The organism is Dryocola clanedunensis subsp. sulfonylureivorans (assembly GCF_016756775.1).
Classification (GTDB): domain Bacteria; phylum Pseudomonadota; class Gammaproteobacteria; order Enterobacterales; family Enterobacteriaceae; genus Dryocola; species Dryocola clanedunensis.
Genome location: NZ_JAERMU010000009.1, coordinates 1 through 17,209, shown reverse-complemented (window position 1 = coordinate 17,209; position 17,209 = coordinate 1). Strand labels below are relative to the sequence as shown.

Here is a 17,209-nt window from a genome sequence, read left to right as displayed (position 1 = left end):
CCACCTGCATCAGCTGTACTCTTCAATGACAACAAAACCATTACCACCCATGCCGCCGGGCCTGGCCTTTATCGTATCCTCTGGATCCTGATGATATGACCCCGACCCTCCCGCGCCAAATGTCCCGCTCGTTCCTGTTCCTCCGTTATAGCTCGGATGAATATCACGAGGCGTATAGAACGGACTCCGCCCTCCGCTACCGCCTGACGCCATTCCGCCAGGATAGCGGCTGTCGTCGGTCGGGAAGAACATGGACGAATCGCCGCAGGCACCAACAACAATTTTCACGCTGTCGGACGGCTGCTGCCATGCGCCTATTCGCAACCCGCCCTCGACAGAATAAAAACCTGTCCGCGTTATTTTCCTACCATTCCCTCCTCCCCCACCCGGAGCAACATGCGTATCAACGGACGAATCGCCCCCTGCAGCACCATACGATGAGGTGGATACAGACCTGCCACCACTGCCAACTATTACACTGGCGCTTCCGGTTTCTGGAACATCATCCCAGACTTCCAGGTAATCGCCTGCCGCTCCGCCTGAAGAAATCCATAGTTCCGTCTGGCTTGGGTTACCGCCAGTATCAGCAGGAATAGCCAGGCATCCTCCGGCTGAGCCACCGGCTCCCATTATCAGCGCCTTATAACGTCGGCTTTCCGGGGCAAACGTATGGTTTTTTGAATACGGATAATATGTGCGCTTAATTAAGCGTCCATAAAACATCTCGTCCGTAAGGCCCAAATTAGCCAGCGATGCCTTTTGCGCAGCCTCTCCTGCTGCCGCTATCTCTGCGAGGTTCTCGTTAATCTGCAGATACTTCGCATCCGCGTCCGTTTCCAGGATGTATTGAGGATGTGGATCCTCTGCCGCGAGATGTGCCGCCATCTCGTCAGAAACCGCCTGGTCAACGTAGCTGCGCGTGGCCAGCACGGCGGTATCATCAACAATCAGCGTGACGTTGGCCCCTTCGGTAAAGATGACGTTCATCTTGATGACCATCGTCCCGGACGCGCCCTCTTCCGTGGCGACTTTGTACTGTGGCGGTAACGAGCAGACGGCAACCAGCGTGCCGTCCGTCGTTTTAATCCCCATCTCGCGTATCCAGAATGGCCCGATGGAAGCGGGCAGCACCGCTTCGGCAATCAGGATGGCCGGATTAATTTTATCCCGTGACAGGCTGTTCAGCTGCCCGGTAAAAACGGTGTTAACCAGTTCGGTCTGCGCCGCATTCGGCTGCGGAACAGAGCCGTTGCCGTCGCCAATCACAAACGTGCTGATATTTGCGGCCAGCCCCGTTTCGACGGACTGTGCGCAGACGGCGGCTCCCGCCGTCGTCAGGATGCCGTAATAGTCGCTCATAGTGTCTCCCTGAATGGAATGGTGATTTCGGTTACTGCGTAAATGGCGCTGGCGCTGTAGCCTCGGGCAGTCAGCTGGACCGGCTCCGGGGGTTTTGGCCCGATACTGAGTTCAGTGCCGGTCGCGCTGGCCACGCCGATGTAAACGCGGGTGATCGTCTGGCGAACCAGTTGCAGGTCCGCAATGTCCCGCTCGGCCTTGTAGGCGTTGATACGCGCCAGCACGCGCTGCGTGGTCGCCTCATCCAGCGGCTGCTCCAGTAAATGAGCAATGACGCGCAGCACATACGGTCCGCTGCGCTCAACCGTGACATCAAAGCCCAGCGCCGAGAGCGCATCCGCTATCCCCTGCCGGGTGCAGGCGTGGGACTGAATAATCAGCCCGTTCGCCACCGTGTCACGCACGGCGATTTCTGCATCATCCGCGGCCCAGTCCATGACGCCGCGCTCAATGGCCAGCGCCGGTAAATACTGCGCCGGGGTCTGTAGGGGAAAAAGCAGCGTGCGGTACGGGGCTTCGGCCTCAATCACGGCCAGACAGCCGTCGAGCAGGTTTTCCAGCGCGTGCTGTAGCCCGGAGCGGTTATCGGTCTGAATACTGGCATCAGCGGTCATAAACCACCTCAAGCTCAATGCCGGTGCAGTACGGTGCCTGGGTATGATCTGCCCGGACGGTTTCCACCGGCTCCAGCAAATCCACGCTCGTCACCGACTGTGGCTTTTGCATCAGGTAATACAGCACCGATTCATCAATGATGCCCTCAAGGCGCAGCGAGTTCTTCGTGTAGGTGTCCAGCTCTGACCGGATAGCCTCCACGTCAATCAGCCCGTCCGGGGTGTTCTTGCCGTGCAGGACCGCGCGGACTTTGTATTCCAGCGGCTGGCCTGCGTAGGCGGTGATAATGTCGGTTTCCAGCGCCACATCCTCACGACGCAGGTACGCCTGCGCGGCGGCCAGAAGCTCTTCGCTGGGGATGCCGTTCTCCGTTTCGCGCGAAAGCAGCCACACGCCGACCTTGCCGGTTCCCGGCTCTTCCACGCGTGGACTGGCGTCACGGACTTTTGCCGGGGCCGAGTTGTCAGGAAACCGGTAGGTCATGGTGATGGTTCCCGCCTCCGGGGATTCGATGGTGACGTGCGGCTTTTCACCGAGCGTCATGGCGTGAAATTTATACGCCGTCCGGCTCCCCGTCGTGGCGAACCCGTAGGGCGCAAGCAGCGAACGAAAGCGCAGATCGTCATCGCTTTCCATCTCATCGGGAATGGGCGGGATAGCGTCCGGGTCGCCTTCGGCTATCACCTGCCGCTTGATACCAAAATCCGCCGCGCGGGCATCCAGATTGCTGTCCTCGGCCCACAGCAGGAGCATCTGCAGCATCTGCCAGTTCGCACGGCGCTCCCGGTTGGTGACAACCTGCGACATCGCCTGCAGCAGCACCGTGAGCATTTCCGCATTGTTTTGCAGCGTCTGCGTAATGGCTGTCGCATCAGCCGGACGCAGGCGCGTCACCTCGGCAATCAGCGCCTGTTTCAGCTCAGGCAGTCGGGCGGTTGCGCCCGTCACCGTCAGCGCATCGGGAACCGGTAGTCGGTCCGTTAAGGGGTTAAACATTGAGGGATACGCTCACTGTTTTTGTCTTTCCGTTAAACAGCCCCACAAACTCCATCACGCAGCCGCCCGTTTTCGGGTGGATGTTGATTTTACTGCAGCTGAAGTCAAGCAGTCCGTTCACCGGCTCGTTGAGCGCGTCACTGGCGGCGGACTTCATCAGCAGTGCGGTTGTGGGGGAGAGGTTGGCGCTCAGGTATTTCAGTACGTCAGAGCCAAAGTCGCGCAGCCTGTTGCGTGCGCCTTTCGGGGTGGTCATCACCTGCCCCAGCCGGGAAGTCAGCTGGTCAGTATCATCAATGGCCCGCCCGGTGAGCCGGTCCATACCCAGCATTCAGCCTCCCTGTTTTTGTTTCGGTGTGCTGGTATTTCCACCATCGTCGCCGGTGTGGTTGTGACCGTCATAAATCGCACGGTCGCCGGACATCGCGCGAACCTTGTCGGCCATTTCGCCGTCGGTGTTTTTCACCTCCGGCGTGTTAACAAACTCCACGCCTCCGGCAGCGTGAATGGTCATTTTGCCGCTGGGAACATCGATTTTGGTGTAGGCCTTATCCCCGAATACCGTCAGTACCTCATCGGGGTTTTCTGTCGGGAACGGGAAGCTGCCGGAAAACAGCCCGCACAGCGCCACGCAACTGCTGAAGTCGTCGCCGGTGCCAAAGTTCAGCACGATGGCGATTTCCCCCGGCGACGGGCAGCGATAGTGCGAGGTGACACCCGCTGCGGGAACCAGAAACTGAATGGGCGGCGTGGTGTTTTCGCCGATTTCAACGACAACCTTCGTCCCGCCCGGTGCGGACTTCACCACGCCTTTGCAAATCAGGTTGTTACCCTGGCGGCGGTTGTCCTCCGCCGACTCATGCAGGCCCGCCAGCGCCTCATGCACCGGCGCGAGCATTTGCTTAAGCAGTGCCTTCACCGGCATCCTCCTGCGGTTCAATCTGATGGTACTCGTCCCGGCTTTCAGGGTCTGTCGGGTTAATCGCCAGCCACACGCTGCCGCGCACCTCATCATCAGCAAAATAATCCCTGCCGAGATACAGCGGCTGGATCCACTGCACGCCCCGCGCCACCACGCCATCAAAACCGAACAGATAGCTGGTATCCCCGTTCACCTGAATCTCTGGCGCGCCGATGTATTTCGGGTCTATGCCAAAACGGTTTAAATCAATGATGCGCTCAACCTCGCTTGCCAGGTCTGTCGCCGTCAGCGTGGCTTTCGGCACGGATACGGGGATAAGGCAGTGGGCGGTGATAATGTGCCGGTGGGTGTAGCGACCGGTGGCCTGCCGGGTGCCGGGGTGCGCGTCCTCCAGCTGGACGACGATGGCCGGCTCCGTGACTTCGGTTTTCCAGATGTCGCCGTATTCAACGATGGCCACGCCTGAGACAATCCGGCGGCGCAGCTCGCTGACCACCTGGTCGTAGAACTGACCGGGCGATTCGATTGCAATGCTCATGATTTACCACACCTTGATATTTCGCTGCGCTGCAGCGAGGTTGTTGTCAGCCCAGCCGTTTTTCCACGCGTCGGACTTCACCCGGCCCCGCAGATCGGTTTCAAAATGACGCAGGAAAATGTCCGGGATGCGCTCAAACAGCTCATCTTCCAGGGCAACGGTCATCTCGTCGGAAATGGGGATCGTGATATTTACAATGGGGTATGCCGACTGTCCCACACGCTGCATCACCTTCTTTCTGCCGCCGATAAGGCTCACAAAGGCCTGCTCGTAGTAGGTGCCACGAATCATCAGCCCGCCTTTTACACGGCGAATACCGCCGCGAAACATGGCAGGATCAAGCCCGTTAAGGCCAAACCAGTATTTCATTTCGGAGGCATCGGCGGCTGACGGCTTCATGTACGCCTGAATACGCGTTTTAAGGCGCTTCTGCGCGCCTGCGGCCAGATTCAGTCGCTGCTGCATTAACCGCACGGCCTGCTGCCGTATGGTGCCCTCAGTACGCCGCTGGGCGCGATGGAAGGCCAGCTTGATGAGCTGCGGGGATAAATCAGCAAAAAGCCCGACCAGCCGGTCGAGTTTTTCCTCGTCCAGCTGCATATACAGGCCCGTCATTGTCCGAACCTCACGCCGCTCCCGCCCGGCAGCTTAACGCCTCCGGGAACGGTTAATTCGATGATCGTGGTGGTGCGGTCCTGATAATGCACCGGCCCGACCACCTTCATGCCCTGCGGCGTGTTCACGCGGGCACCGGCAATAACCTCGCGGTCAATGCGCTGGTTAAGGACGCTGAGGACGCCATGCTCAAAGGAAACATTGACCGGACGCGGGGTCTGGCTGTTCACTTTGCCGCTGGCAAACTCCAGCGCCGTATCGTAAATGGCGTTGATGGTCATTTCACCACCGCCGCGCAGCTGGAGCGTGAACGGAGACGACATCCGGTCCATGATGTGCGCATCCGCATCGCGCATAGCTTTATCAAACAGGCTGTCGAATCCGTCCATTATCAGACGCCTTTAACCAGTCGCTTGTCCCGCAGGGCGCTGAATACCTTTGCAGGGAGGCGGGCGGCGTTGCCCGCCACGACAACCGGCTGCAGATTGCCGTTATCATCCACCGCGTTGACGTGCAGCGTGACCACGGCAACAAAGCGCACCAGCGGCTCGTCGTTGTCGGATGCCGTCGGGGCTTCCGGTTTTTTAGCTGTCGTGTCGGGGGCGGCTGGCGTCGGATTGACGTCGGTTTTCTCCGGCGCGGGTTCGTCCACCTTTTCAGCGTCCTCCGCTTCTTCTGTTTCTTCCGGCTCGTCCGGTTCGTTCGGCTCATCCAGCGCGGTCACTTCTGTGGTCCATTCGGTGCGCAGCACTTTAAGCTCCGCAATCGTGCCGTCAGTCGGGGGCTTGCGGTCCAGCTTCACCGCCAGCTCAGCGAGCGCTTTCAGTAAATCGGTTTTCTCTGACATGGGTATTCCTCAATAAGCAAAAAGAGGCCGGGCTTGCGCCCTGCCTCCTGTTTTATGGAAAGGTGTTGCTGACGGGATTAACCCAGCTGAACGGAAACGAACTCGTCCGCATCAGCCAGGAGCATCAGCGGTGCTGCCTGCGTCATGGTGTATTCGCGGGCCGGGTCGCCCTTCTGGACCCAGTTTTTCGGGAATCGCGTGCCTTTCACAACGCCTTCGTTGATAATTTCAATATCCTGACAGCCGCCGTAGGTACGCAGACCTCGCGCCTGGGTGTTGCCCAGCACCATGACTAAATCCGGCAGGTAGTTTTTCTTCACGCCATCGACAATGTGCTGGCCCGAATACACCACGATGGCCACGTCGCCAAACATCCCTTTATAGGAGACAGCCGCGCCCAAATCTTTCAGGGCAGTTTCCAGCGCGGAGTTGGAGCCGCGGCGTGTATCCAGTTTTTTCTCTACTGCTTTAAACGAGCGGAACAGCGCCCAGCCGCGCGGATCGAAAACGATGATATTCACGGCACCGGCGGCGTTCAGCGCGTAGGCTTCAATGTCGTCCGTCGGGTCAAAGGTTTCCTTGTCCTGCGCACTCCATGCGGCGGGGCCAGCCTGGACGATGTTGTTTTCCGGCGAGCGCTGCATGTCCACCTCAACCGGTTCAAAAGATTCGCCGGTCATGATGTACTTGCCGTTCAGCACCGCATCCACCGCCTGTCGCTCTTCCACCTGCTGGATAGAAAGCTCTTCATCTTTCAGGTTGGACAAAACGATGCGGCGCATGCGGTAGGCCGGGTCTTTGAGGTTATTAGGGTCTTCGTCCGGCAGCTGACGCACAACCATGTTCGGCGTCACTTCGTGCTTTGGCTTAACATAGCCAGGCGTAAAGGTCTGGCGCAGGCCGCCACGGGAGCGAATGACTTTGCCGCTCACGGTCGGAGAGACATAGAGCGCCATATCCACGTTGCCCGGGATCTTTGACAGCATCACTTCTTCCGTGTCGAACGTGTAGGTTTCACGGAAAAAGATGCGCAGAAAAAGCGGGTCGAACTTGAATTTTTGCTGCGTAGCAGCAATGAGTTTCGTTGTCGTAAATGACATAAAAATTCCTGTAAAAAAGGCCACTGAGTGGCCTGATTATTTAGATAACGCTCAGCGCAGTACCGGCAAAGGCGTTTTGTTTCTGGACATCAGAAACCCCATCGGGCCAGTTGATATCCTCTTTGCGCCACGTCCCGCTTTTCCAGACCGTGATTTTCTCTTCGGTTCCGTCAACATCTAACGCCAGCAGGCCTACGCCGCCTCCTGCAAGCCCTTTCCATAAAACCGCTGTTCCTGCGTTCCCGTCACCCACGACACCGAGTGCTACGGGGGTCATTCTGGAGGCTGGCTCCGTCAGGCCGCTGGCGAGGATGCCTGTGTAGGCCGGGTCGCTGCCGCCGTTCGGCTGGTCAAACTCAAAAATTTCAGTCGTCATGTTGTGTCCTTAAACAGGGGTGTTCATCAGGTCGATCAGTTCGGCATCTTCGCCAGATGCTGAACCTGCGCCGAGAGCATCAGGAGATTGCGCCATCAGCTCGTCCAGCGCGGTGTCCGTGCGGGCCTGCGCGCTCAACGGGGTGGCGCTCATGATGCGCTGCGCATCCGCAACGCTCATGCCCGGTGTCGCCGCCAGCGCCTGTGCCTGTGCCTCACGCCCTTTTGCCTCATCACAGCCCATAATCCCCATGATGCGTTGGTTTTCCCCCAGCACGGCGGCCTGCAGCTGCTCGTCGCTGTGCGGGGTGCTCATTGTTGTATTTTCCAGGGCTTCGTTTCCCGGCTGGCTGTTCGCCGTAGTCGTGTCTTTCGACATCATTCCTCCGCTGTTGCGTGTGAGTGTTTTACTTCCGATGGCATCGCGCATAACGGCAACGGCATCCGTATTGAGGACCAGCTCATCAGCCAGCCCGATTTCCAGCGACTCCGCGCCGGAATACACCGCCGCCTCGGTCGCCAGTACCTGCTCAATGCTCATTGAGCCGTGTTTCGCTACGCTCTGCGCAAACATCTGCCGGGTTGCGTCTATCTGTGCCTGAAAGCGCGCCCGGACATCCTCCGGCAGTTTTTCTGTCGGGTTGCCGTCAACTTTGCGCGCCCCGCTGTGAATGAGCGTGATTTCAACGCCGTCCTGCTCAAGCTTTCCTGCATAGTTGCTGTGCGCCATCAGCACACCGATTGAGCCGGTGCGCGCCGTCTGCGTCACCAGGCGACGGCTTGTCGCGCTGGCAATCAGCTGGCCGGCGCTGCAGTTCATGTCGTTGGCCAGTGACCAGATGGGCTTGATTTCACGCATCCGGGCGATGTTGTCGGCACAGTCAAATGCGCCCGATACCATGCCCCCCGGCGTGTCCATGTCCAGCAGGATGCCGTCCACGTCCGGGTCGTTGATAGCCTGCTGAAGCGTCGAAATGATTGTGTTGTAGCCGGTCATCCCCGACAGGCTGTTCATGAAGCTGCCTTTACTGACCAGCGTCCCGCTGACGGGAATAACCGCGATACGGTTGCTCACCTGATAGGTGCGCCGTGCCGACTGGCGCTCGTCGCCGAACATCGCCAGCTCTGCCGGTAGTTGCTCGCCGGTTATCAGCTCGCCGCCCGTCCCGCGCACGCTGTTAATGCCCATCTGGCTGGCGAGCGCGCAAAAGAAAACCCGCGCGTAGGCGGGTTCCAGTAAAAGCGGCTGATTAAACGCCATTCCGGCGATATGGGGTAAATTACGCAGCGTTTGCATCTGCGCCCTCCTGATTTGATTGCTGCATGTTATTGCTGAATATCTGAGCCGCCCACGCGGGCGGTTTCAGCCCTGCCTTTCTACGCGCCTCCATTTCCAGCACCTGCTGAGCAAAGACATCCTCATAATCCAGACCGCGTTTTGCGCATTCGATTTCGAACGTGCTCAGCCCAGCCTCGATAAGCATCACGGCTTCCTGAACCTCTTTCAGGCCGTCAATCGCCATGCGCCCGGAGCCAATCCACTCGCATTTTGACCAGGAGTTTCTGGCCTCATGAAAAGCAAATTTAGCGCGGGACGGCAGGCGAATAACGCCGCGAATAATGGCTTCTTCCAGCCAGCAGAGAAACATCTGGCTGGCCATGCGGGCAGCGATGAACTTTCTGCGGCCCATAAAGTAGGCCCAGGACTCATTCGCACTCGCGCGGGCGGTGGAATAGCTCAGCTGAGAATAATTACGGGACAGCTGCTCGTAGGAAACGCCAAGACCAGCGGCGACATTGCGCAGCAGCGCGGCTTCAAACGTGGAGAAACCGTTGTCGGCATTTTGTGCCGTCAGCAGGTTCAGTGAGTCGCCCGGAGCCAGGTGCGAGGCTTTTACGCCGTTCATTTTGACCGGTGAAGCAGCGTAGTAGGTATTCAGCACTTTCAGCAGGTCGTTGAATTTGCTTTTGCTCCCTTCTTCGCCGCTGCCCAGCAGAAACTCCTGCGCGCTGGTGCTGTCCAGCTCGCTCTCAATGGTCAGCGCATACATCGCTTTGACAATCGCGCTCTGAAGCTGCGTTTTTTGCAGCGAATCGAGCATTTTCATCTGCTCCATCACGCTGTAAAACTGATTCGCTCCCCGGCTCTGGCCATCCTCCAGTGGTTCGAAAATGTGGATCATCGCGGGGCGACCGCTGGACAGTTCGCGCGGGATGAATTTCCATTCCTGAGCCGTCCAGGACGGGTACGCATCGCTGCTGACGTGATAGCCCATCGCCGCACCCGCATCATTAGTCTGGATGCCTGCCCGGAGGTTTTTGCTGTCACATTTTCCCCACGGGTTGCTGATGCGTTTGGGGCTGACCATCCTGAACTGCGTTTTGAAGACGCGACTGCTGCGCTTATCCCAGCAGGGCTGGACAAACAGCTCGCCGTTGAACGCATGGGTTGCGACACCCTCGCGTATCATCATCGTAAACGTGCGCTTGCGCTCGGCATCGATGTAGCAGTGGTCATCCTCTGCAAACTCCCACCACGCGTCCTCTACGTCGCGGGCAAAGGCGCGCGCATCCTCCTGTGTCATCCCCAGATAGCGCCAGTTAGGCCGGTAGCTGAGACGAAAGAACGCCCCGACCACATGGTCCTGATGAAGCTGAATGGCATTGGCGGCATAGCCGTTATTACGTACCAGATCCTCCGCGCGGGCATTGCCGCGCTCAAACGTCGGCAAAAGCGCCTCGTCGGCACTTTCCAGCGATGGGTTCCAGTCCCGTAACTGACCACCAAATCCGCTCCCGCCCCCCTGATAGCCTGCGTATTCACGCAGCGGCGTTAAGCCGTCCGGTCCGAGTAACTGATTCAAAGGAAGAACCTCACTGGCGCGCGGCGTTTTGACAGGCCCAGCTCGTCCTCAAGTTCTTTAATGTACTTTCTCAGGTCGCCAATATTGATGGAAGAATACTCCACCCGGCGTCCGTCTTTCATGATGGTGGCCACCCGTTTTCCGATAACCAGCTCATGCAACGCGCGACGGGCTTCGATCAGGTCAGTCATTGTCCCCATTGTTACCTCCTAATTGTTTAGCCAGCGCTGCCAGTTCCTGGAGGCTGTCCTGTTTCCGGCGCTGAGCGGTATCGTCCTGCTGGCTCGCCAGCAGCTCATCCAGATCGACCTGGAAGCGGGCTTTGCTGATACGCCAGGCCGCCAGCGCATAAACCTTGCAGTCCAGCGCCTCGTTGCGGCGTTTTTTGTTGTCCCAGACCAGCACGCTTTTGCCTTTTACCTTCTTCTCGACCAGCTCCTCGGAAGTCAGCTGCTCTGCTTCGATCAGGTCGAAAATATCGGGGTCATCAGGGAAGTGAATTGCGCCGGGACACGGCTCGCCGTTCTCCGGCACCAGGGTCATCCGGTGATAGATTTGCTCTTTTGCGGTATCGGTGCCGATTTCCGTCAAATACACGCCCTTTTTGTTCTTCTTGCGGGGCATATCCGCAACCGGCCTGCCGTAAACGGACGATCCCTTGATCGGGATAACCCGGAACAGACCGTGCATACGGGAGCGCTTATAGACAATATCCGGGTCGATGCCGCCGCTGTCCCAGCAGATGCGGGAAATGGATATCTCAGTGCCGTTCTGACGGGTATAGCGCTTGTTGATAGCCTCATCCACGCGCAGCAGCGTTTCTTCGTCGTCGTGTCGGCCCATGACGATAACCCGGTCAATCAGCCAGGACTCTTCACCCGGCCCCCATCCCCAGACGCGCATTTCGTAGCGGTCCAGCTGGGAGTCGATGCCAGCGGTAAGATACACGGCGCGTTCAGGAACCCTGGCGGCGTAGGTTTCTTTTCGTTCGACTATTGCTACCGAATCAGGACGCTCGCCAACTTCCGGCGACCACGTTTCGCCTTTTGTCGTATTTACAAAGGCTTTCATCTTGGCGGGATCACCAATCGCATCTTCAAATTCAGTCACTATCTGAAGCCAGGTGGTGAAAGGGCTGTAAGCTGTCCAGATGTGGAAAGTGACATTCAGAGGTGGCGAGATTTCTTCGCCCGTTGAGGATTGCCAGTAAATACCATCTGCAGTTCTGATACCCGTGTTTTCGCAAATGTAATGTGAGCCGGTGTAGTCGAGTTCATGCTGACGAATGACACAACCATTATTCTCACAGAGGTAATAAACAGAGTCCGGATGGCCGCGATCCCATTTAAAACCGAACGGCGTTTGTTTGTCCCCAAACTTCAGAAACTGATACTCACTACAGTGTGGGCAGCGGATATGAAAGCGCATCAGATACGCTGATTCTCCTGCTGCTTTTTCCATCTGACACAGACCTTTGATTTTCATCGTCGAGCCGCGAATACTTTTAGGCCATACAGAGCCTTCAATACGTTTATCACCAAGTTTGATGGGGGATCCCTCCCCTTCAATATCAGCATCAAACGAAGACAATTCGTCATAGGCGACAACATCTACCGATTTCGCACGATAGTTTTTGGCTGATTTGCCTCCGAGTACACGAAGACTCCTGCCGTTAGCAAAACTTTTCAGGGTGATGGTATTGTCTTTATGCTTTTTGCCGTACCAGGGTGCCAGAGAAAGTAATGGTGGTACGTCCCGGATCGTCGGCGTGACATCCACCTTCATGAAGTCTTTGGCATCATCGTCAGTGGGTAGCCAGGTAATGATGCTTCGTTGTTTATGTACAATGAAATAGGCCTGCACTCCGAACAACATTTTCGAATACCCTACGCGTGCTGATTTCTCAACATTAACCCGGCGTATTTCGTCCGATCCCATCGCATTGATGATGGCTTTTTGATATGGAAGAGTTTCCCAGCGTCCCTCCTGATAATTATTTTCTTTCGGCAGATAGTAGTGTTCATCCATCCATTCAACAGCAGTCAATTCAGCAGGTTTGAAAAGCCCTGCCAACCCTAACTTGATCGCTGCGGTAAGATTATGTTTGAGCGATGTTGAGATATTCATCTAAAAATTGTGGAACCTTCTCTCCGGTATTTGCAGCCTTATTACGTGCACGAATGATTTCATCTTTCAGGTGATCAATATGCTTTGTGCTGGTACCGGGGAATTTGCGCTGGTACCCGGCAGGGATAGTGTCCAGAATGCTTGCGATTTGCCCAACAACCTTCCCAAGTACAAAAGTGCAAAATTCGGTGTCCACCAGCAAAGCCTCTTTTCTGGCATTATCCATTTCCACGGCATCAGCCTGTGCTTTTGTCAGCCGATAACGTTCATATTCAATCGTACCCGGCTGTAGGTTCTCCTCATTCGCGCTTCTTAGCTCTTCCAGTTCCCGACGCAGTTTTTCATTTTCTAGAGCGGTATCTCGATCGGTATACCAGCGTATTGCATTAACGCTGTCAAAGAGGGTCTCTACGCCTTTTCCACCACCAGAGATGACAGGCAAACCTTGCGACTGCCATGTCGTGATCGTACGAACGTCAACACCGAACATATCAGCCAGTTTTTTTTTGTTCAGTTTCATTACGACTCGCCGAAAAATTGAGAAAGGATCTGATTAAGAGGTTTTCAGATACAAAATAGCCATGTTAGATCCTTTCTTATTATTCACATTGACAATAAAAACAAATAATTACCAACCAGAAGAACGGATCTGCCAGATCGCCAGAAATTTTCGTAAATAGCGGGAGCCTGCGGGTATACATCCCCTCAGTGCTTGCAGGAGCCGGAAAGGACCCGATACGATAATCATTCGTATCTGGACATTCTCAGCCTCATCTTCATCCATTCGCTGCATGACACCGGGTATGTTTCAGTAGTAACCTCACGAAATATCCCTATTAACATAAGGGTTTGCTTATGAGATATGTGTGTTTGCTCGTTATCGCGCTGGTGCTGTCGTCTTGCTCTTCAGGTGTCGGTGTGGGCGCAACTGGTGGTAGTGAGGGCATGAGTGCAGGCATTGGTTCAGGTATTTCCTTTTAATACCCTGGCGAAACAACCCTGTACAACCAACCGCAAAATAAATAAATTCGGAGCAAACTTGCATGGAACGAGACAGTAAACAAAAAAGGTTCGCTATAATTTTTCCAGTCATAACAGCGTTTCTTGGTGCGTTCGTAACCGCTTTATTTGGCTGGTATGGGAGCTATCTGCAGGCCAGTGCAATTTCAACTACCGCCTGTATAGCAAGAGTAGATAAACAAGAGGCCCAGCTAAGAGAAAAATATAAAAACCTTATGGTCTCTATTACTGAATTTGCCTTCTCCCCTGGCCTAACGCAACCCATGACAAGATCAGAACTCAGACAGCAAATTCTACCAGTGGTAACTAGTGCCACCGAGGTTATGGTTTATGCTCCATCGGACATGGCTATCGTTGCTTTGCGCATTATGATGACTTTCTATTCAGCCGATAAAGCTGGCAATGATCCATTACTTCAGGAAGAAGCAATAAAACAAGCAACTGAATCCCCTAAAGGATCTTACAAGGCATATCTAAAAGCACTGGAAACACTGGATTCGCAACGTATTAAATGTCACTAAAATAACTCGAGAAAATCACTGCACCTGATGCGCATAAAAAAGCCACCAGCGGATGCCAGTGACTATATACAATTAACAAGGTGTGATCAGCTTTGTGCCAGCACTGCGCGCTTCGTCTGCATGTCCATTGCGTCAATATCATGGTCACTCAGGTAAATAAGTCGCATCTGGTCGCATGAGTTATCAATTACTGATGGTGGTTTACGCCACGGAATGCTTGCCAGATTCCACGTATCTGAAATCTGGATCGCACAAATTGTTAATGATTATCATTAGCAAATGACACTTATTAGAAAGAACATCAGGATGGCCAGCGGTAAGATTGCCTTCCTCAACGACGCTTCATGTTTTAGTAATGTTATTCATTACACCCAAGGCAGGTTTATCATGCGCCCTGCTTTGGGGTATTTTTTTATTCTTCGCCAGCGCCCTTTACTCCTGCCGTCTTAACCACACACCGCGCAATTAACCCTACATGCATATGAATTATTCCGATTGTTACGATTAATTTAATAATGTTTCAAAACTTAACGAGTCAGGATAGGTTGCATGAGTAATTAACTGCTGTTCATTGACGCGATATTGTCATCCCCGGCTAATCAGGATTTCCCCTGAGCCGGGGATTTTTTTATTATTGCTTCACGCAATTTATCGACCCTCCTGCTAAAGAGCAGATTCGCCTGAGCGTTTGCAGTACTGCCAAGGGATCTGGTTTAAATCTAAACAAAAATCACAATGGCATTAAGAATATTCTGGTTAATCAGGTTTCGACTTAAGTTAAATTTCCCCTGTCTTAAATAAAGCGCTGCGTTTGTAGCTCCAAAGCAGGTAATGATGAGTGCCTCAGCCTGCTTTGGATTTTTTTTGCCATTTCTACTGACTAACCACCTCTGCACTGCTGCCTGATATAATCCTGAAGGTATTTTACTTTTGCCTGGTCGTTGGTAATTCCGGCCCTGATATCGAGAATGTTGTGTCCAGAAGCTGAAGAGAGTTCGACACTGGCGTCATTGCCCATGCTGCCGGAGCTGGGGGTTGCAGCTGGCACTGGACAGCGGCCTTTGACGAACACCCGACCACCATTATCAAGCTTGCGCTGCAAAGCAGCATTTTCAGCGTTTGCATCGGCTAGTTCCTTTGTGTACTTCTCATCGAGGGCAGCAGCGGTGCGCTGTCGGACTTGCATGTCGGCTATTGTCGAGTTAGCCAGGGATAGTTTTTGGGTTTTGTCGTCGCGCTGCCGCTTGTAATCAGCTGCGTTGCTCCGGTAGTAGCTGGCAAACCAGGCCAGAGTGACGATGATGCAAATCATTATCGAAGCGATGATGGCTGTTACCCTGCTCACTTTTGCTCCCATAAGCAGACTTCACGCTCAACTTCGCGGCGATTCATCAGGCCTTTCCATTTTCGACCACCAGCATAAATCCACTGGCGCAGCCCATCGCATGCAGCAATATAATTACCGCTATTCAGCAGCCTCAGCACTGATGAGTGCTCAAAGGCGTTTACGCCAACGTTGTAGCTGAAGCTGATTAAGGCGGCTTTCTGATATTCAGTAGCTGGCACTTTCACAGAACGCTCGACAGACTTAGCGAATGGCTTGAGGTCTTCCGTCAGCAGCATCTGGCATTCTTTCGCCGAATACTTTTTGCCGGGAATAATGTCTTTGCCGGTGTGTCCGTAACAGACAGTAAGCACTCCAGCGACATCATAATAAGGTGCATGCCTGACGCCTTCGAGATCGGGGATCATCACGCCTGCAATGGTAAGAGCACTAGCGCCAGTGAGACCGATTATCTTATTGCGTAAAGCTGGAGACATCGCCATTACTCACCTGCCTTTTTTAGTGCCTCAACCGCGACCTTAACGACTGCCGGCCGCTCTTCTTTTGGCTTATCTTCAACACTGTCGAGATACTCCCGAAGCATTCTGGTTCTTTGTCTTTCCTCTTTACGGCTTCGCCAGGCATCTAACCGACCAGACAGAAATGACGCCAGCGATATGACGACACCAATCAGGCCGAATATCATGTAAACGACGTCCTGTGTAGTCACTCCCAGGTAGGCCGCAACAGCTGCCAATGCAGCAAAGAACTGCGTAACAATGCTCCCTGGCTGATCGTTCATTTTCATAGTCTCGCTCCTCGCGTAGTTAGCGGGAGTTATGTGGGATTGGGGATGCGCCTCATCCAGGTTGCGAGATAGGATATTGGTTAGCTGTTTGGATGGGCGCGAAACGGAAAAAGGCCGCCGATTGGCAGCCTTTAGAAGTCAATTTTTTATTCTTGAATTTTAGTCAAAAAAAACCCGCCAGAGCGAAAACAGGAGGCGGGGGATCAAGAGGTACTTACTAACGATGAACTACATATAAAACACAGCAAGACAAAAATACCACGGGTGATTTCATAATGATATATGCTTTTCCCTAATTCAAATTTCAGCATATTTAGACATCAGGCATGTGGTTATATGCCAGCATCGTATCCCCACAAAACTCTTCATTCATTTGGGGGTTTAAGAAACATCTCATATTCCAGAGATAACATCTCTTTGTAATACACAAATTAACCACCCAGAAAAGGAAAACCGCCTGGGGCGGCTTAATTATTCTATTCGGCTGAACATTTGATGATTGCAGTCGTGGGAGGCGACAGTGCGATCTCTACTTAATATCCAGTGTTCATGCGAATGCGCTTTCCAGTCACTCCAGGTTACCCCATCTTCGCAGACTGGAAAGCTTTTGTTTGGACCGCCACCGGAGCCTCGAACTCCGTACGACAACATTAACATCCTTATTGTTGCTCTTCCCGATGAGCTAGTGGCGGATTGGTATTTGACTTTTTTGCGAAGTGAATTAAAAAACAGCATGTATATCGCGGAGTAAATAATACTGTGATGAATTTACGCATGCAACGCAATAGTCTTAAAACAATTATTTAAATAGTTAAATTAACTATACAGATCACCATATTAATATCAATGCGATATTATCTATCTGTGATATTAAAATAGCGAGTGTTTACGTAACAAGTAAGCATGCATTTCTCAATCCTTTTTTAAAGGTGATTAACTACAACATTTTTTCAACTCAGATAAGGCAGCTAGTTCGCCCATCATCTGAGTTTTATGCTTAAAGTGTGCTGTCCGCAGAAGAGATCGCACCGACCAAGGCTAACCCTGAAAGACTTTGCGGTTTAATGCGCAGAGAGTACTCCCGTATATGAAAAAGCCCCGACGCAGGCGAGAGCTAAAATTCGGAATTAAAATTATTAAACCTGTGTTATTAACCCTGTCAAGCGCCCAGGGAACCT

20 protein-coding genes are annotated in these 17,209 nt (G+C 53.9%); 1 reads left to right on the top strand and 19 read right to left on the bottom strand.

Going from position 1 to position 17,209, the window contains the following annotated elements; all coding sequences use genetic code 11:
• Window positions 1-9: 9 nt before the first annotated feature.
• The 16 genes from HYQ67_RS10860 to HYQ67_RS10785 all read right to left on the bottom strand — a co-directional run bounded on the left by HYQ67_RS10860 (window position 10) and on the right by HYQ67_RS10785 (window position 12,878).
• The gene (locus HYQ67_RS10860) at window positions 10-1,359 is read right to left on the bottom strand and encodes a phage tail protein (RefSeq protein WP_202303714.1); all 1,350 of its coding nucleotides are present in this window, start codon (window positions 1,357-1,359) and stop codon (window positions 10-12) included.
• Window positions 1,356-1,973, bottom strand: a complete 618-nt coding sequence (locus HYQ67_RS10855; RefSeq protein WP_202303713.1) for a phage tail protein — start codon at window positions 1,971-1,973, stop codon at window positions 1,356-1,358. Before HYQ67_RS10855 ends, HYQ67_RS10860 begins: the two co-directional genes overlap by 4 nt.
• On the bottom strand, window positions 1,963-2,970 hold the full coding sequence (locus HYQ67_RS10850; RefSeq protein ID WP_202303712.1) for a baseplate J/gp47 family protein: 1,008 nt from the start codon (window positions 2,968-2,970) through the stop codon (window positions 1,963-1,965). Before HYQ67_RS10850 ends, HYQ67_RS10855 begins: the two co-directional genes overlap by 11 nt.
• Entirely contained in the window at window positions 2,963-3,301 is a 339-nt protein-coding gene (locus HYQ67_RS10845; protein WP_202303711.1) for a hypothetical protein, read from the bottom strand. The genes HYQ67_RS10850 and HYQ67_RS10845 overlap by 8 nt, the downstream gene beginning before the upstream one ends.
• Window positions 3,302-3,889 (bottom strand): phage baseplate assembly protein V, encoded by a 588-nt coding sequence (locus tag HYQ67_RS10840; RefSeq protein WP_202303710.1) that lies wholly within the window; start codon window positions 3,887-3,889, stop codon window positions 3,302-3,304. It abuts the gene before it with no gap.
• A complete protein-coding gene (locus tag HYQ67_RS10835; protein WP_202303709.1) occupies window positions 3,873-4,430 on the bottom strand; it encodes a hypothetical protein in 558 nt (185 codons plus the stop codon). The genes HYQ67_RS10840 and HYQ67_RS10835 overlap by 17 nt, the downstream gene beginning before the upstream one ends.
• A gap of 3 nt (window positions 4,431-4,433) precedes the next feature.
• Window positions 4,434-5,045: a hypothetical protein gene (locus HYQ67_RS10830; RefSeq protein WP_202303708.1), complete on the bottom strand. Its 612-nt coding sequence runs from the start codon at window positions 5,043-5,045 to the stop codon at window positions 4,434-4,436.
• Complete coding sequence (locus HYQ67_RS10825; protein ID WP_202303707.1) at window positions 5,042-5,434, bottom strand: hypothetical protein; 393 nt, start codon at window positions 5,432-5,434, stop codon at window positions 5,042-5,044. The genes HYQ67_RS10830 and HYQ67_RS10825 overlap by 4 nt, the downstream gene beginning before the upstream one ends.
• A 2-nt stretch (window positions 5,435-5,436) precedes the next feature.
• Window positions 5,437-5,892: a DNA-packaging protein FI gene (gene gpFI / locus HYQ67_RS10820; RefSeq protein ID WP_202303706.1), complete on the bottom strand. Its 456-nt coding sequence runs from the start codon at window positions 5,890-5,892 to the stop codon at window positions 5,437-5,439.
• Between the two features lie 77 nt (window positions 5,893-5,969).
• Entirely contained in the window at window positions 5,970-6,992 is a 1,023-nt protein-coding gene (locus tag HYQ67_RS10815) for a major capsid protein (protein ID WP_202303705.1), read from the bottom strand.
• A gap of 40 nt (window positions 6,993-7,032) precedes the next feature.
• Window positions 7,033-7,368, bottom strand: a complete 336-nt coding sequence (locus HYQ67_RS10810; RefSeq protein ID WP_202303704.1) for a head decoration protein — start codon at window positions 7,366-7,368, stop codon at window positions 7,033-7,035.
• 9 nt (window positions 7,369-7,377) lie between these two features.
• Entirely contained in the window at window positions 7,378-8,664 is a 1,287-nt protein-coding gene (locus HYQ67_RS10805) for a S49 family peptidase (protein ID WP_202303703.1), read from the bottom strand.
• Window positions 8,648-10,231: a phage portal protein gene (locus HYQ67_RS10800; protein WP_202303702.1), complete on the bottom strand. Its 1,584-nt coding sequence runs from the start codon at window positions 10,229-10,231 to the stop codon at window positions 8,648-8,650. Before HYQ67_RS10800 ends, HYQ67_RS10805 begins: the two co-directional genes overlap by 17 nt.
• Window positions 10,228-10,431, bottom strand: a complete 204-nt coding sequence (locus HYQ67_RS10795) for a phage head-tail joining protein (protein ID WP_202303701.1) — start codon at window positions 10,429-10,431, stop codon at window positions 10,228-10,230. The genes HYQ67_RS10800 and HYQ67_RS10795 overlap by 4 nt, the downstream gene beginning before the upstream one ends.
• Window positions 10,415-12,358: a phage terminase large subunit family protein gene (locus HYQ67_RS10790; protein WP_202303700.1), complete on the bottom strand. Its 1,944-nt coding sequence runs from the start codon at window positions 12,356-12,358 to the stop codon at window positions 10,415-10,417. Before HYQ67_RS10790 ends, HYQ67_RS10795 begins: the two co-directional genes overlap by 17 nt.
• Window positions 12,330-12,878 (bottom strand): terminase small subunit, encoded by a 549-nt coding sequence (locus tag HYQ67_RS10785; RefSeq protein ID WP_202303699.1) that lies wholly within the window; start codon window positions 12,876-12,878, stop codon window positions 12,330-12,332. Before HYQ67_RS10785 ends, HYQ67_RS10790 begins: the two co-directional genes overlap by 29 nt.
• A gap of 523 nt (window positions 12,879-13,401) precedes the next feature.
• Here HYQ67_RS10785 and HYQ67_RS10780 point away from each other — a divergent pair.
• On the top strand, window positions 13,402-13,899 hold the full coding sequence (locus HYQ67_RS10780) for a hypothetical protein (RefSeq protein ID WP_202303698.1): 498 nt from the start codon (window positions 13,402-13,404) through the stop codon (window positions 13,897-13,899).
• Window positions 13,900-14,779: 880 nt separating this feature from the next.
• Here the strand turns inward: HYQ67_RS10780 and HYQ67_RS10775 are convergent.
• From HYQ67_RS10775 to HYQ67_RS10765, 3 genes are read right to left on the bottom strand one after another with little or no spacing between them, the layout of a single operon-like run.
• Window positions 14,780-15,244, bottom strand: a complete 465-nt coding sequence (locus HYQ67_RS10775) for a lysis system i-spanin subunit Rz (protein WP_202303889.1) — start codon at window positions 15,242-15,244, stop codon at window positions 14,780-14,782.
• The gene (locus tag HYQ67_RS10770; protein WP_202303697.1) at window positions 15,241-15,726 is read right to left on the bottom strand and encodes a lysozyme; all 486 of its coding nucleotides are present in this window, start codon (window positions 15,724-15,726) and stop codon (window positions 15,241-15,243) included. Before HYQ67_RS10770 ends, HYQ67_RS10775 begins: the two co-directional genes overlap by 4 nt.
• Complete coding sequence (locus HYQ67_RS10765; protein WP_202303696.1) at window positions 15,726-16,031, bottom strand: hypothetical protein; 306 nt, start codon at window positions 16,029-16,031, stop codon at window positions 15,726-15,728. The genes HYQ67_RS10770 and HYQ67_RS10765 overlap by 1 nt, the downstream gene beginning before the upstream one ends.
• Window positions 16,032-17,209 lie beyond the last annotated feature (1,178 nt).